This is a genomic window from Gammaproteobacteria bacterium (assembly GCA_013696315.1).
GTDB lineage: Bacteria > Pseudomonadota > Gammaproteobacteria > JACCYU01 > JACCYU01 > JACCYU01.
This window is the reverse complement of sequence record JACCYU010000038.1, coordinates 18,598-32,506: the sequence shown is the minus strand read 5'-3', so window position 1 is coordinate 32,506 and position 13,909 is coordinate 18,598. Positions and strand designations below refer to the sequence as shown.

Genomic DNA, 13,909 nt, shown 5'->3' with positions numbered 1-13,909 from the left:
GTAACGTCGAGTACTGGGTCGCCCAGGTTCAGCCCGGTCGCATGCTCTACGAGATGGAAGGTGTTGATGAAGACATCGCGCGCGAGGCGTTGCGCCTGGCGGCGGCCAAGCTGCCGATCAGCACGACGTTTGTAATTCGCACCGTAATGTGAGTTGACGGACAAGCAACGATGAAGGTAAGTGAACTGCGGCAGAAGTCCGCATCGGACCTGGACAAGGAACTGCTGGCGCTGTTGCGCGCGCAGTTCAATCTGCGCATGCAGCGGGGACTGGGCCAGGCGCCCCGACATGATCAGTTCGCGAAGCTGCGCCGCGATATCGCGCGCATCAAGACCATAATGACCGAGCGTGCCGCATCCGGCAGTGTGTCGGCGGCAGGCGGCACGCCCTAATGAACGAAACGAAAGCAGAGAGCCACGTCCAGCGCACGCTAACCGGCCAGGTGGTCAGCGACAAGCGGGACAAGACGGTGACGGTAAGAATCGACCGGCAGGTGCGGCATCCGCTGTACGGCAAATACATGCGCCGTTCGAGCAAGCTGCATGTGCACGACGAGCGCAATGAGAGCAAGCTCGGTGACAAGGTATCGATCACCCAATGCCGCCCGTTTTCCAAGACCAAGGCCTGGAAGCTGGTTCAGGTGCTCGACAGGAATTCGCAGTAGGCTCGCATAAGCGCAATAGCGATAGCTAATTAAAAGGACACGGCCATGATTCAGACTGAAACGGTCTTGGAGGCCGCCGATAACAGCGGCGCGCGCAAGCTTCAGTGTATAAAAGTGCTGGGCGGTTCAAAGCGGCGTTACGCGCACATCGGCGATATCATCAAGGTCAGCGTCAAGGACGCGATTCCGCGCGGGCGGGTCAAGAAGGGCGAAGTATACAGCGCCGTGGTGGTGCGCACCGCCAAAGGGGTGCGACGCACCGATGGTTCGCTGGTTCGTTTCGATCGCAACGCCGCGGTGTTGTTGAACAACCAGTTACAGCCGATCGGCACGCGAATCTTCGGACCGGTGACGCGCGAGCTGCGCGGCGAGCGCTTCATGAAGATTATTTCGCTGGCGCCCGAGGTTCTGTAAAACGCCCGGGATCTTGTAACTCCCGTGTATTCTGTACACTGACTTTTTTGCAAACGACTTACCGAATTGGCCATCGATGAACAGATTGAAAAAAGGCGACGACGTCGTTGTCATCTCGGGCAAGGACAAGGGCAGGCGGGGCACCGTGTTGCGCGTGCTGCGCAATGATCGGGTCGTGGTCGAGAACGTCAACGTCGCCAAAAAGCACACCAAGCCCAACCCTCAGCGTGGTGTGGGCGGTGGCATCGTGGAGCGTGAGATGTCGATCCACGGCTCCAACGTGATGCTGTTCAATCCGGCCACGGGCAAGGGCGGGCGCATCGGATTCCGGCAGCTCGGTGACGGCCGCAAGGTCCGCTTTTTCAAAGCCAATGACGAAGTGGTTGACGCCTAAATGACGCGCCTGCATGCACAATACCAGGACCGCGTGCGAAAACAGCTCGCTGAACACTTCGGCTATGCGAACGTAATGCAGGTGCCACGCTTCACCAATATCACCTTGAACATGGGGCTTGGCGAAGCGGTGGGCGACAAGAAAATCGTCGACCACGCGGTCGAAGACATGACGCGCATCGCGGGTCAAAAGCCGGTCGTGACGGTCGCGCGCAAGTCGATTGCGGGCTTCAATATTCGCGAGGGCTGGCCCATCGGCTGCAAGGTCACTCTGCGTCGCGCGCGCATGTACGAGTTTCTCGACCGGCTGGTCAATATCGCGATTCCGCGCATCCGCGATTTCCGTGGCTTGAGCCCCAGGGGCTTTGACGGACGCGGCAATTACAACATGGGTGTGCGCGAGCAGATTATTTTCCCGGAGATCGAATACGACAAGATCGATGTCCTGCGAGGGATGGACATTGCAATCGGCACCACCGCGCGCAGCAACGATGAAGCGCGCGCGTTGCTAGAAGCCTTCAATTTTCCGTTCCGGCGACAAGCCGGCGGTCAGGGATAGTTATGGCAAAGACGTCGATGATTGAGCGCGAACGCAAGCGCGAACTGATAGTGAAGCGATTCGCCAAGAAGCGCGCCGCGATCAAGGCCACGATTGGAAACGCCGAGGCGTCCCTGGAAGAACGGCGAGCAGCGCAGGCGCAGTTGCGCAAGCTGCCGCGCGACTCCAGCCCTGTGCGCCTGCGCAACCGCTGCGCGTTGACGGGCCGTCCGCATGGCTTTTACCGCAAGTTCGGTTTGGGGCGCAACAAGCTGCGCGAAGCCGCCCTGCGCGGGGACGTGCCCGGCCTGGTTAAATCGAGCTGGTGAATCATCGTGAGACAACCGGTAACCGGATCGCATGTGTTGATAGCAGGCTCTGTGAGAACTAAGCATCCGTTGAGAATGAAACCATGAGTATGAGCGATCCAATTTCCGACATGCTGACCCGCATCCGCAACGGACAGACGGCGGCCAAGGTGCAGGTCAGCATGCCCTCCTCGCGCATCAAGCTCGCGGTCGCCGAGGTGCTGAAGCGGGAGGGTTATGTGCAGGACTTTTCCGTGGAGCAGCGGGACAACAAACCCGAGCTGTCGGTCGTGCTCAAGTATCATCTCGGCAAGCCTGTCATCGAGATGATCAGGCGTGTGAGTCGTCCTGGCCTGCGAGTGTACCGCGGCGTGCAGGAGATCCCGCGGGTAAGCGGCGGCTTTGGCATCGCCATCGTATCGACCCCGCAGGGAGTGATGAGCGATCGCGCGGCGCGCGCGGCGGGTCATGGCGGCGAAGTGCTCTGTTTCGTAGCCTGAGACCTGAGTTATACGATGTCCAGAGTTGCCAAAAATCCGGTTGCGATCCCCGCGGGTGTGGAAGTCAGCGTTCAGGGCCGCACCGTAGGCGTCAAGGGTCCGAAAGGCGCGATGCAGTTCAACGTTCACCGGCGCGTGACCGTCACTCAGCAACAAGACAGCGTGGTGTTCGATTCAGAGCCGCAAGTGGACTCCGGCATGATGATGGCCGGCACCATGCGCGCGTTATTCAATAACATGGTGCAAGGGGTAAGCCAGGGGTTCGAGCGTAAGCTGGAGCTGGTGGGAGTCGGCTATCGCGCCTCGGTCCGGGGCAACACGCTCAATTTGACCCTGGGGTACTCGCACCCCATCGAGTATCCGATGCCGAAAGGCGTCACGGTCGAGGCCCCGACGCAGACCGAAGTGATCGTGCGTGGCATCGATAAGCAACTGGTCGGACATGTCGCCGCGCAGATTCGGAATTTTCGCCGGCCGGAACCTTACAAGGGCAAGGGCGTCAAGTATGCGGGCGAACGCATTGTCCGCAAGGAAGCCAAGAAGAAATAGCGGCGTGCCTGATCAGTTCTGTGCGTGCGGTGTTGACGATAATGCTGAAACGTATGCTTCGGTTTCCCGGGCTGTGTTTCTCAGTTACAGACATTACATATTTTGTTGGTATTGACTAATCATGTTGGACAAACGACTCAGCCGCAAACGGCGCTCACAACGGGCGCGCAACAAGATACGCACCCTGGGAGCGTATCGGCTGTGCGTGCATCGCACGCCCAGACACATCTATGTACAGCTTATCGCCCCCGGCGGTGCGAGCGTGCTGGCGTGCGCTTCTTCGCTGGAAGGCGAGGTCAAGCAGGGACTCGCCAACACCGGCAACGTGCAGGCCGCGATCCGGGTCGGAAAACTGATCGCCGAGCGCGCGAAGTCGAAAGGGATTACACGGATCGCTTTTGACCGCGCGGGGTTCAAGTACCATGGCCGCATCAAGGCCCTGGCGGATGCGGCGCGCGAGGGCGGCCTGGAGTTCTGAACATTGCGCGCGCAGCGGTGGCAGCGGCGCGCGTTCAATAGATACTGGCTGCGCAATTAAGCGCGGTCGGATGACAATCCGAAAAAGGTAAGTGATGGCTCAAAGCGACGGTAATAAAGTCACCGATGGCATGCAGGAAAAACTGATCACGGTCAACCGTGTGGCCAAGGTCGTCAAGGGCGGCCGGCAATTCGGGTTTACCGCGCTGGCGGTCGTCGGTGATGGTCAGGGAAGGGTAGGCTTCGGTTACTGCAAGGCGCGCGAGGTGCCGCTCGCCATCCAGAAGGCGATGGAAAAGGCGCGCAAGAGCCTCATGCACGTGCCGTTGAATGAAGGCACGCTGTATTACCCGGTCACGTCGCGCCACGGCGCCGCCAAGGTGCACATGCAGCCGGCCTCGGACGGCACCGGGATCATCGCCGGTGGCGCGATGCGTGCCGTGTTCGAGGTGCTGGGCGTGCACAATGTGCTGGCCAAGGTGATCGGCTCACGCAATTCGATCAACGTGGTGCGCGCCACCATGAAGGGGTTGACGAACATGCAGGCGCCCGAGTTTTTCGCTGCCAAGCGGGGCATGACTGTGGATGCGATGCTGGGGGCGCGAGTCGATGACCGGACCGCTTAAGGTAACGCTGGTCCGCAGTCTGATTGGGCGGATGAAAAATCACCGCGCCTGCGCGCGGGGTCTAGGTATTCGGCGGATACATAACCCGGTGATGGTGTCAGACACACCGCAGAATCGCGGCATGATCGAGAAAATTAAATATATGCTGAAAGTGGAAGGGCGTTAAACGCGAAACGCGCGTGACCGGGCGGCTCCAGGCGCAATCGTCCCGCATGACAGGCGCATCGTCCCGGATGCTAATGGCGCCGAAGCAGTTCGGCCGGCAATGATCAACCAGGAACAATGATGAAACTCAATACCCTGCAACCCGCAAAAGGTAGCCGCACCGACGCCAAGCGCGTAGGCCGCGGGATCGGCAGCGGTCTGGGCAAGACCTGCGGCCGCGGCCACAAGGGCCAGCGTGCGCGCGCCGGCGGCTATCACAAGGTGGGCTTCGAGGGCGGCCAGATGCCGCTGCAGCGCCGGCTGCCCAAGTTCGGGTTTGTATCGGCGAAGAAGCGCGATTCAGAGGAATTGCGTGTGGACAGATTGAATTCGATTGACGCCGAGACGATCGATCTCGCAGTGCTCAAGGCGCAGGGCGCGATCGGACGACGCACCACCAGGGTCAAGATTATCGCCTCCGGCGCGCTGACCAAGGCGGTATCCATTAAAGGTATCGCGGTCACACGCGGCGCGCGCGCGGCGATCGAGGCGGCGGGCGGTTCGGTGACACCCGCAGATGAGCCCGCCGTGATTGAGAAAGACAAGGGCCGCGAAGCGGAACAGTAGAACAGTAATGGCGTCATCTACTTCCGCAATGGCCGCGTCGTTCGGCGGTCTTGGCAAAGTCACCGAACTGCGCAAGCGCCTGCTGTTCGTGCTGATGGCGCTGGTCGTCTATCGCGTCGGCACGTTCATCCCGGTGCCGGGCATCAATCCCGAATCCATGGCGCAGTTCTTCGACCAGCAGAGCGGCACCATCCTGGACATGTTCAACATGTTCTCGGGCGGCGCGCTGGAGCGGCTGTCGATCTTCGCGCTCGGCATCATGCCGTACATCTCGGCGTCCATCATCGTGCAGTTGATGACCACCGTGGTGCCCGCGCTGAAGGAGATCAAGAAAGAGGGCGAATCCGGTCGCCGCAAGATTATTCAGTACACGCGTTACGGCACCCTGGGGCTCGCGACGTTTCAGGCGCTCGGCGTGTCGGTCGCGTTGCAGGGTCAGGGTGTGGCCATCCACACGGGCTATGGATTCATTTTCACGTCCGTGGTGACCCTGGTGACCGGCACCATGTTTCTGATGTGGCTGGGCGAGCAGATCACCGAGCGCGGCATCGGCAACGGCATATCGATTATTATCTTCGCGGGTATAGTAGCCGGCCTGCCCTCGGCGATTGGCGGCACTTTGGAACTGGCCAGCACCGGCGAACTGTCCGCGGCTTTCGTGATCCTGCTGTTCGCGCTAGCGATCGCGGTCACCGGCGCGGTGGTATTCATCGAACGGGGGCAGCGGCGCATCACGGTCAATTACGCCAAACGACAGCAGGGGCGCAAATTGTACGCGGCACAGAGCAGCCATCTGCCGCTGAAACTGAACATGGCGGGTGTGATTCCGCCGATCTTCGCGTCCAGTATTATTCTGTTCCCGGCGACCCTGGGTCAGTGGTTCGGCCGCGCCGACGGCATGAGCTGGCTGCAGAATCTGTCGACCGCGCTGAGCCCCGGGCAACCGCTGTATGTGGCTTTCTATGCCACAGCGATTGTCTTTTTCTGTTTTTTCTATACCGCGATCGTGTTCGATTCGCGTGAGACGGCGGATAATCTCAAAAAATCGGGCGCGTTCATTCCCGGCATCCGGCCCGGCGACCAGACCGCGCGCTATATCGATGGCGTAATGACCCGGCTGACTGGCGTCGGCGCGATTTATATCACCCTGGTGTGCCTACTGCCGGAGTTTCTGATTCTGGCGTGGAACGTACCCTTTTACTTCGGTGGCACCTCGCTGCTCATTATTGTGGTGGTGGTGATGGACTTCATGGCACAGCTGCAGGCGCAGCTGATGTCGCATCAGTATGAAGGCCTGATGAAAAAGGCCAACCTCAAGAGTTATGGCAAATCGGGACTGCTACGGTAGCGCTCGTTCCCTAGAGCAGGATAAGCAACATGAAAGTACAGGCTTCGGTTAAACGGATTTGTCGTAATTGCAAGGTGATACGCCGCAACGGCGTTGTGCGCGTCATCTGCCCCAACCCGCGACACAAGCAGCGCCAGGGGTGAGCCGGATTAAGGAAACGACACTCAATGTGTCGTTTCCCCGGCGAACGCACGCATAAGGATGTGCGGGCCGGGGCTTAGCGAAGACGACTAGCTGCGCCCCAGATGGCATGTAATAAACTATGTGACATGCGTCGTTGCGCAGCGATCCAGTGCATTGATTTTTCGATCGAACGACAGGACAGGGATGTCGTGGCTGGGCCGGGGCTCGAAGCAGGACAGCGCAGAGCGGCGGAGCCGGATTAAGAAAAGTGACACTTAACGTGTCATTTTCCCGGCGAAGGCCCCTACGAGGAAGTTCGGGCAGGGGGTTAGCGACGCGCAGTTGCCGCGCCAGGGATGGCGGGCACAACTCAGTCTCGCATCGATCGAACGACCCGACATGGTCGTTTCGGCTGATTCGGAACTGTAGTCACCGATATTGAATGATGCTGTTGAACTCGCTACAATGCGCGGTTTTGCCGCTTTGTAGCATTAATACGGGTAATTAACTTGGAGTTCGTTTGAATGGCGCGCATCGCAGGTATCAATATCCCCGTTCAGAAGCACACTGAAATCGCCCTGATGTCGATATACGGGATCGGCCGCACCCGCGCGCGCGGGATCTGTGAGCGTGCCGGCGTGCAGCCAACGATCAAGGTCAAGGATTTGAGCGAGATCGAGATCGACAAGCTGCGTACGGAAGTGGGCAAGTACCCTGTCGAGGGTGACCTGCGACGCGACGTCACCATGAACATCAAGCGGCTGATGGACCTCGGCTGTTATCGCGGCATCCGTCATCGGCGCGGCCTGCCGTTGCGCGGGCAGCGTACACGCACCAACGCGCGCACGCGCAAAGGTCCGCGTCGCGCCATTCGGAAGTAACCTACTCGGAATCAATCCTCCCGGAATCTAAGAACAGATGGCTAAAGCACCGGTACGCTCGCGTAAGAAAATCAAGAAAACCGTCTCGGACGGCGTGGCGCACATCAATGCGTCGTTCAACAACACCATCATCACCATCAGTGACCGGCAGGGCAACACCTTGTGCTGGGCGACATCGGGTGGGTCGGGTTTTCGCGGGTCACGCAAAAGCACGCCGTTCGCCGCGCAGGTAGCGGCTGAAACCGCGGGCAAGGCCGCACTGGAGTTCGGTCTCAAGAACCTGGAGGTCATGGTCAAGGGTCCGGGACCGGGGCGTGAATCGGCGGTCCGGGCATTGAACAACGTCGGTTTCAAAGTCACCAACATCAACGACGTGACGCCCATTCCACACAATGGCTGCCGTCCGCCGAAAAGACGCCGCGTATAGCTGGTCGCTGGCCAGGATTCCTGCTGCGTTAACTGATTTGCCTGCCGGCCCTGGCTTGGGCCGGAGTCACTGGAGCTGTAAATGGCGCGATATCTGGGACCGAAATGCAAACTTAGCCGCCGCGAAGGCGCTGATCTGTTGCTCAAGAGTCGGACGCGGGCGCTCGATACGAAGTGCAAGCTGGACAAGATTCCCGGCCAGCACGGCGACCGACGCACACGCATATCCGATTACGGTGTTCAGCTGCGTGAAAAACAAAAGCTGCGCCGGATATACGGCGTACTGGAGCGACAGTTCCGCAACTACTACAAGACCGCGTCGCGTTCCAAGGGCGCGACCGGCGAGCGTCTGCTGCAGCTGCTGGAATGCCGGCTGGATAACGTCGTGTACCGGATGGGTTTCTCGGCCACCCGGGCAGAGGCGAGGCAACTGGTGCGGCACAAGGCGATCGCGGTCAATGGTCAGGTTGTGAATATCCCGTCCTTTACCGTCAGCGGCGGGGACGTAGTGGCGGTGCGCGAAAAAGCGAAGAAGCAGCTTCGCATTCAGGATGCCCTTAACGTCGCGGAACAATACGGCATGCCCGAGTGGGTGGAAGTCGACGCCAAGAAGATGGAAGGCGTGTTTAAGGCCACACCCGAGCGCGACGAACTGCCGCCGGATATCAACGAATCGCTGGTGGTCGAGCTTTACTCCAAGTAATCGTTCAAATTTACTGGAATTTACGAGGTAGCACTGTTTATGGCAGCCAAGGTTGAAGAACTGCTGCGGCCCCGATTCGTCGACGTTCAGGCATCGGGCCCGAAGAACGCCAAGGTCGTGCTCGAGCCGCTGGAACGCGGCTTCGGACACACCCTGGGCAACGCGTTGCGACGCATACTGCTGTCGTCCATTCCCGGTTGCGCCGTGGTGGAAGCCAGCATCGAGGGCGTGTTGCACGAATACACAACGATCGAGGGCGTGCAGGAAGACGTCATCGATATCCTGCTCAATCTTAAAGGGCTGGCCATCCGCATGCACGGCAAGGATGAAGCCAGCCTCAGCTTGCGCAAGCAGGGGCCCGGTGTGGTTACGGCGGGCGATATCACGACCGGACACGATGTCGAGATTGTCAATTCCGACCATGTGATCGCGCACCTGACCAAGGGTGCCGAACTCGCCATGACGTTGAAGATTGCGCGCGGCCGCGGTTATCAGCCGGCCTCCGTACAGCGTTCGGACGAAGAACGCGCGCTGGGCAGTCTGTTGCTCGACGCGAGTTTCAGCCCGGTGCGGCGCGTGGCGTATACCGTCGAGAGCGCCAGGGTCGAGCAGCGTACCGATCTGGACAAGCTCGTGATCGAACTCGAAACTGATGGCACGGTTGATCCCGAGGACGTCATTCGGCGGGCCGCGAACATTCTGCAGGGGCAGTTATCCGTGTTCGTCGATCTCAAAGGTGACGAACAGAGCGTACAGGCACGCGGCGAATCGGAGCTGGATCCAGTTCTGCTGCGTCCGGTGGACGATCTGGAACTCACCGTGCGCTCCGCAAATTGTCTCAAGGCCGAGAACATTCATTACATCGGCGACCTGATTCAGCGCACCGAAGTCGAGCTTTTGAAAACGCCGAATCTGGGGAAGAAATCGCTGACCGAGATCAAGGACGTGCTGGGTTCGCACGGGTTGTCGCTCGGCATGCGGCTGGAAAACTGGCCACCGCCCAGCTTGCGTGCCGAGAAAGAGAAAAAGTCCACCGCGGCTTAAGGCCGCTACCCAAGGAATGCTGATATGCGCCATCGCAACTCCGGCCGGCAACTGAGCCGCAACAGCAGCCATCGCAAGGCGATGACCTCGAACATGGCGTCATCGCTGTTCCGGCACGAGACGATAATCACCACTCTGGCCAAGGCCAAGGAACTGCGGCGGGTCGCGGAGCCGCTCATCACCCTGGCCAAACAGGATGATGTGGCGCGGCGTCGACGGGCATTCGCGAGACTGCGCGACAAAGAAGTTGTCGGCAAGTTGTTCAGCGAGTTGGGCCCTCGCTATCGCGCCCGGCCGGGCGGCTACATGCGGGTTCTAAAATACGGTTTTCGCCGCGGCGACAACGCCGCCATGGCGTTTGTGGAGCTGGTAGACAGGCCCGAGTAAGACTTGAAACGTATCGTTTATAAGCCGGCCGCAAGCCGGCTTTTTGTTTGTGCGAATTATTGATGCGGATAATCAATGATCGTTCTGTGCACTGACTTCGGCCTGCACGGCCCCTATGTCGGGCAGGTGCGGGCCAGGTTGTTGCGGGACGCGCCCGGCGTGCCGGTGATCAACCTGTTTTCCGACCTTCCGTCGTTCAACGCGCGTGCGTCGGCGTATCTGCTGGCGGCTTACACCGATGAATTTACCACTGGCACCGTTTTTCTGTGCGTCGTCGATCCGGGCGTGGGTTCGGCGCGGCGCCCGCTGGTCGTACAGGCCGATGGCCGCTGGTTCGTGGGGCCGGATAATGGATTACTCGAGGTCATCGGAAGCCGGGCCAGGCAGGTGCGGCAATGGGAGATCACCTACGCGCCGGAACGTATGTCCGCAAGCTTCCACGGTCGCGATCTGTTCGCGCCGGTGGCTGCGAGGCTCGCCATGGGGCTGCCCGTGCCTGGCGAGCTGCTAACGGACAAAGCCGCGCCTGGCGAATGGCCCGACGATCTGTACGAGATCGTCTACATCGATCATTTCGGGAATGCGATGACCGGGATACGCGCCTGTGTGCTGGACAAAAGCGCGCGGCTTTCGGTGAAAGGGCAAGAACTGGCTTACGCCCGCACCTTCAGCGTGGCGCGCGCAGGTGAGCCGTTCTGGTACGACAACGCTAACGGTCTGGTCGAGATCGCGCTTAAAGAAGCGAGTGGCACGCACGCAATGGATCTGAAAATCGGCGCGACGGTCACGCTCGCGCAGGGCGATTAGCGCAAAGCGAACGACTCGTACAGATCCGTTCACGCCTTGCGGCGCGTCTCCTTAGGCATTGGTTTCAATATGCGCCGCAGATATTGGCCGGTATGCGAGGCATCGACGGCGGCGACTGCTTCAGGCGTACCTGCCGCCACCACTTCGCCGCCGCGGTGACCGCCTTCCGGCCCCATGTCGATGACCCAGTCCGCGGTCTTGATGACATCCAGATTGTGCTCGATCACCACGATGGTGTTACCGTGATCGCGCAGCCGGTGAAGTACTCTCAGCAGTTGCTCCACATCGTGGAAATGCAGCCCGGTAGTCGGTTCATCCAGAATGTAAAGCGTGTTGCCCGTGTCGCGTTTGGATAGTTCGCGCGAAAGTTTGACCCGCTGCGCCTCTCCGCCCGACAAGGTGGTCGCGTTCTGGCCGAGCGTGATATAGGTCAGTCCGACCTCGGCCAGCGTTTCCAGTTTGCGACGGATCGCAGGCACCGGACGAAAGAACTCCGCCGCTTCGTCCACCGGCATCTGCAGCACCTCGAAGATGTTCTTGCCCTTGTAGTGAACGTCCAGGGTTTCCCGGTTGTAACGCTTGCCCTTGCACACGTCGCAGGGCACGTAGATGTCCGGCAGAAAGTGCATTTCGACCTTGATGACGCCGCCGCCCTGACAGGCCTCGCAGCGCCCGCCCTTGATATTGAAGCTGAAGCGGCCCGGTGTGTAGCCACGCGAGCGCGCCTCGGCGGTGCCCGCGAACAACTCGCGAATGGGCGTGAACAGGCCGGTATACGTGGCCGGGTTGGAGCGCGGTGTTCGGCCAATGGCGCTCTGATCGATGTCGACCACCTTGTCGATGCGTTCGAGCCCGCTGATCGCCTCGCAGGGTGCGGGGTCGACCGCGGCGCCGTTCAGTTCGCGCGCCAGATAGCGGAACAGGGTGTCGTTGACTAGGGTCGATTTGCCCGAGCCGGAGACGCCCGTAACGCAGGTGAACAGGCCCAGAGGAATTTCCACGTCCACGTCGCGCAGGTTATTGCCACGGGCGCCGCGCAAATTCAGCGTTCTCTCATCGTTGAACGCAACGCGCTGGTTCGGGATGTCGATACATCGCTTGCCCGACAGGTACTGGCCGGTCAGCGACGCCGGGTTGGCGGCGATTTCGGCCGGCCGCCCCTCGGCGACCACGCGTCCACCGTGCCGGCCGGCGCCGGGCCCCATATCCACCACGTGATCGGCGGCGCGTATCGCGTCCTCGTCGTGCTCGACCACGATCACGGTGTTGCCTAGATCGCGCAGAAAGTAAAGCGTATCCAGCAACCGCTGATTGTCGCGCTGGTGCAGCCCGATCGAGGGCTCGTCCAGGATGTACATCACGCCCACCAGACCGGCGCCGATTTGGCTCGCGAGGCGAATGCGCTGCGCCTCGCCGCCAGACAACGTCTCGGCGCTGCGTTCCAGAGTCAGGTAATCGAGTCCGACGTTGATCAGAAAGGTGAGCCGCTGCTGGATCTCCTTGACGATCTTTCTGGCGATCTCTCCGCGACGCCCCCTCAGCGCCAGCGCGTTGAAAAACTCGCCGGCCTCGCCGATCGGAAGGCGCGCGATCTCCGGCAGACTGCGGTCCTCGATGAACACATTGCGGGCGGCTACGTTCAGGCGTGTGCCACCGCATTCCGGGCAAGGCTGATTCGCCAGGTATTTCGCCAGCTCTTCGCGCACCGCCTCGGAGTCCGTCTCGCGGTAGCGCCGCTGCATGTTGGGGATGATGCCCTCGAACGCATGACGGCGGGTGTTGGTGCGCCCGCGTTCGTCTGTGTAATTGAATTCAATCCGCTGCTTGCCGCTGCCGTACAGGATGGCGTGTTTCGTTTTGTCGTTCAGCGATGCGAATGGCGCCTCGATGTCGAAGTCGTAATGCGCGGCCAGCGAGCGGATCAGCTGAAAAAAGTAAGCGTTGCGCCTGTCCCAGCCACGCACCGCGCCGCCCGCAAGACTCAGTTGCGGATGTGCCACGATGCGCGCGGGATCGAAGAATTGACGCACGCCTAAGCCATCGCATGCGGGGCAGGCGCCGATAGGATTGTTGAACGAGAACAGCCGCGGCTCCAGCTCGCTCAACGAATAACCGCAGATCGGGCAGGCGAACTTCGACGAAAACACAAGCTCCGTTTGTTCCGGTGCGTCCATGTATGCGACCACGGCGATGCCGTCGGCAAGTTTCAGCGCGGTTTCAAAAGATTCCGCCAGCCGCAACTGCAACTCGTCGCGCACTTTCAGGCGATCGACGACGACCTCAATGCTGTGCTTGCGGCGCAGATCGAGCTTCGGTGCCTGTTCCAGTTCAACGACCTTTCCGTCGATACGCGCGCGCAGAAACCCTTGCGCACGCAGTTCCTGTAGCACGCCCAGGTGCTCGCCCTTGCGGTTCTGGACCACGGGCGCGAGCAGCAGCAGGCGCGTGCCCGCGGGCAGCGCCAGCACCTGATCGACCATCTGACTGACGGTTTGGGCATCCAGTTGCAGGTTGTGTTCGGGGCACCGTGGCTGGCCCGCGCGCGCGTACAGCAGCCGCAGATAGTCGTAGATTTCGGTGATGGTACCAACCGTGGAACGCGGATTGTGCGAGGTTGTTCGCTGCTCGATAGAGATCGCCGGCGAAAGACCTTCGACGTGATCCACGTCGGGCTTTTCCATCATCGACAAGAACTGGCGCGCGTAAGCCGACAGCGACTCCACGTAGCGCCGCTGGCCCTCGGCGAATATGGTGTCGAACGCGAGCGACGACTTGCCGGAGCCGGACAGACCGGTGATGACGATGAGCTTGTCGCGCGGCAGGTCGAGGTCGACATCGCGCAAATTATGGGTGCGCGCGCCGCGGATGCGGATGGCTTGCATGGATGTCATATCAAACAGGTTAATTAATCAATATACTTGCTTCCGTTTTGACAGGCAAAACAGACATT

The 13,909-nt window shown here is 60.4% G+C and carries 22 protein-coding genes; 21 read left to right on the top strand and 1 reads right to left on the bottom strand.

Going from position 1 to position 13,909, the window contains the following annotated elements; all coding sequences use genetic code 11:
- The 21 genes from H0V34_02610 to H0V34_02510 form a co-directional block, all read left to right on the top strand.
- Nucleotides 1–152 (top strand): ribosomal protein L16 (locus H0V34_02610; GenBank protein MBA2490628.1); only part of this gene is annotated, 152 nt, incomplete at its 5' end.
- 18 nt (nt 153–170) lie between these two features.
- Nucleotides 171–392, top strand: a complete 222-nt coding sequence (gene rpmC / locus H0V34_02605; protein MBA2490627.1) for a 50S ribosomal protein L29 — start codon at nt 171–173, stop codon at nt 390–392.
- Nucleotides 392–664: a 30S ribosomal protein S17 gene (gene rpsQ, locus H0V34_02600; GenBank protein ID MBA2490626.1), complete on the top strand. Its 273-nt coding sequence runs from the start codon at nt 392–394 to the stop codon at nt 662–664. Before rpmC ends, rpsQ begins: the two co-directional genes overlap by 1 nt.
- A gap of 45 nt (nt 665–709) precedes the next feature.
- Nucleotides 710–1,078, top strand: coding sequence for a 50S ribosomal protein L14 (gene rplN / locus H0V34_02595; GenBank protein ID MBA2490625.1), 369 nt, complete (start codon nt 710–712; stop codon nt 1,076–1,078).
- A 76-nt stretch (nt 1,079–1,154) separates the two neighbouring features.
- The gene (gene rplX, locus H0V34_02590) at nt 1,155–1,472 is read left to right on the top strand and encodes a 50S ribosomal protein L24 (GenBank protein MBA2490624.1); all 318 of its coding nucleotides are present in this window, start codon (nt 1,155–1,157) and stop codon (nt 1,470–1,472) included.
- Nucleotides 1,473–2,030, top strand: coding sequence for a 50S ribosomal protein L5 (gene rplE / locus H0V34_02585; GenBank protein ID MBA2490623.1), 558 nt, complete (start codon nt 1,473–1,475; stop codon nt 2,028–2,030).
- 2 nt (nt 2,031–2,032) lie between these two features.
- On the top strand, nt 2,033–2,338 hold the full coding sequence (rpsN, locus tag H0V34_02580; protein ID MBA2490622.1) for a 30S ribosomal protein S14: 306 nt from the start codon (nt 2,033–2,035) through the stop codon (nt 2,336–2,338).
- An 83-nt stretch (nt 2,339–2,421) separates the two neighbouring features.
- Nucleotides 2,422–2,817: a 30S ribosomal protein S8 gene (rpsH, locus tag H0V34_02575; protein ID MBA2490621.1), complete on the top strand. Its 396-nt coding sequence runs from the start codon at nt 2,422–2,424 to the stop codon at nt 2,815–2,817.
- 15 nt (nt 2,818–2,832) lie between these two features.
- Nucleotides 2,833–3,366 (top strand): 50S ribosomal protein L6, encoded by a 534-nt coding sequence (gene rplF / locus H0V34_02570; protein ID MBA2490620.1) that lies wholly within the window; start codon nt 2,833–2,835, stop codon nt 3,364–3,366.
- Between the two features lie 124 nt (nt 3,367–3,490).
- Complete coding sequence (gene rplR, locus H0V34_02565) at nt 3,491–3,844, top strand: 50S ribosomal protein L18 (GenBank protein MBA2490619.1); 354 nt, start codon at nt 3,491–3,493, stop codon at nt 3,842–3,844.
- A 94-nt stretch (nt 3,845–3,938) separates the two neighbouring features.
- Nucleotides 3,939–4,469 carry a 30S ribosomal protein S5 gene (gene rpsE / locus H0V34_02560; GenBank protein ID MBA2490618.1) on the top strand — a complete coding sequence of 177 codons (531 nt, stop codon included), beginning with the start codon at nt 3,939–3,941 and terminating at the stop codon, nt 4,467–4,469.
- Nucleotides 4,453–4,635: a 50S ribosomal protein L30 gene (gene rpmD / locus H0V34_02555; GenBank protein MBA2490617.1), complete on the top strand. Its 183-nt coding sequence runs from the start codon at nt 4,453–4,455 to the stop codon at nt 4,633–4,635. Before rpsE ends, rpmD begins: the two co-directional genes overlap by 17 nt.
- A 119-nt stretch (nt 4,636–4,754) precedes the next feature.
- Nucleotides 4,755–5,240, top strand: a complete 486-nt coding sequence (gene rplO, locus H0V34_02550) for a 50S ribosomal protein L15 (protein MBA2490616.1) — start codon at nt 4,755–4,757, stop codon at nt 5,238–5,240.
- Nucleotides 5,241–5,247: 7 nt separating this feature from the next.
- Nucleotides 5,248–6,588, top strand: a complete 1,341-nt coding sequence (gene secY / locus H0V34_02545) for a preprotein translocase subunit SecY (GenBank protein MBA2490615.1) — start codon at nt 5,248–5,250, stop codon at nt 6,586–6,588.
- 29 nt (nt 6,589–6,617) lie between these two features.
- The gene (rpmJ, locus tag H0V34_02540; GenBank protein ID MBA2490614.1) at nt 6,618–6,731 is read left to right on the top strand and encodes a 50S ribosomal protein L36; all 114 of its coding nucleotides are present in this window, start codon (nt 6,618–6,620) and stop codon (nt 6,729–6,731) included.
- A gap of 504 nt (nt 6,732–7,235) precedes the next feature.
- Nucleotides 7,236–7,592 (top strand): 30S ribosomal protein S13, encoded by a 357-nt coding sequence (gene rpsM, locus H0V34_02535; GenBank protein ID MBA2490613.1) that lies wholly within the window; start codon nt 7,236–7,238, stop codon nt 7,590–7,592.
- 37 nt (nt 7,593–7,629) lie between these two features.
- Nucleotides 7,630–8,019: a 30S ribosomal protein S11 gene (gene rpsK, locus H0V34_02530; GenBank protein ID MBA2490612.1), complete on the top strand. Its 390-nt coding sequence runs from the start codon at nt 7,630–7,632 to the stop codon at nt 8,017–8,019.
- 81 nt (nt 8,020–8,100) lie between these two features.
- Nucleotides 8,101–8,721, top strand: coding sequence for a 30S ribosomal protein S4 (gene rpsD / locus H0V34_02525; protein MBA2490611.1), 621 nt, complete (start codon nt 8,101–8,103; stop codon nt 8,719–8,721).
- Between the two features lie 39 nt (nt 8,722–8,760).
- A complete protein-coding gene (gene rpoA, locus H0V34_02520; GenBank protein ID MBA2490610.1) occupies nt 8,761–9,765 on the top strand; it encodes a DNA-directed RNA polymerase subunit alpha in 1,005 nt (334 codons plus the stop codon).
- A gap of 24 nt (nt 9,766–9,789) precedes the next feature.
- The gene (gene rplQ, locus H0V34_02515) at nt 9,790–10,152 is read left to right on the top strand and encodes a 50S ribosomal protein L17 (protein MBA2490609.1); all 363 of its coding nucleotides are present in this window, start codon (nt 9,790–9,792) and stop codon (nt 10,150–10,152) included.
- Between the two features lie 75 nt (nt 10,153–10,227).
- On the top strand, nt 10,228–10,959 hold the full coding sequence (locus tag H0V34_02510; GenBank protein MBA2490608.1) for an SAM-dependent chlorinase/fluorinase: 732 nt from the start codon (nt 10,228–10,230) through the stop codon (nt 10,957–10,959).
- 29 nt (nt 10,960–10,988) lie between these two features.
- On the opposite strand, the gene uvrA is transcribed toward H0V34_02510, so the two are convergent.
- A complete protein-coding gene (gene uvrA / locus H0V34_02505) occupies nt 10,989–13,841 on the bottom strand; it encodes an excinuclease ABC subunit UvrA (GenBank protein MBA2490607.1) in 2,853 nt (950 codons plus the stop codon).
- Between the last annotated feature and the right edge of the window lie 68 nt (nt 13,842–13,909).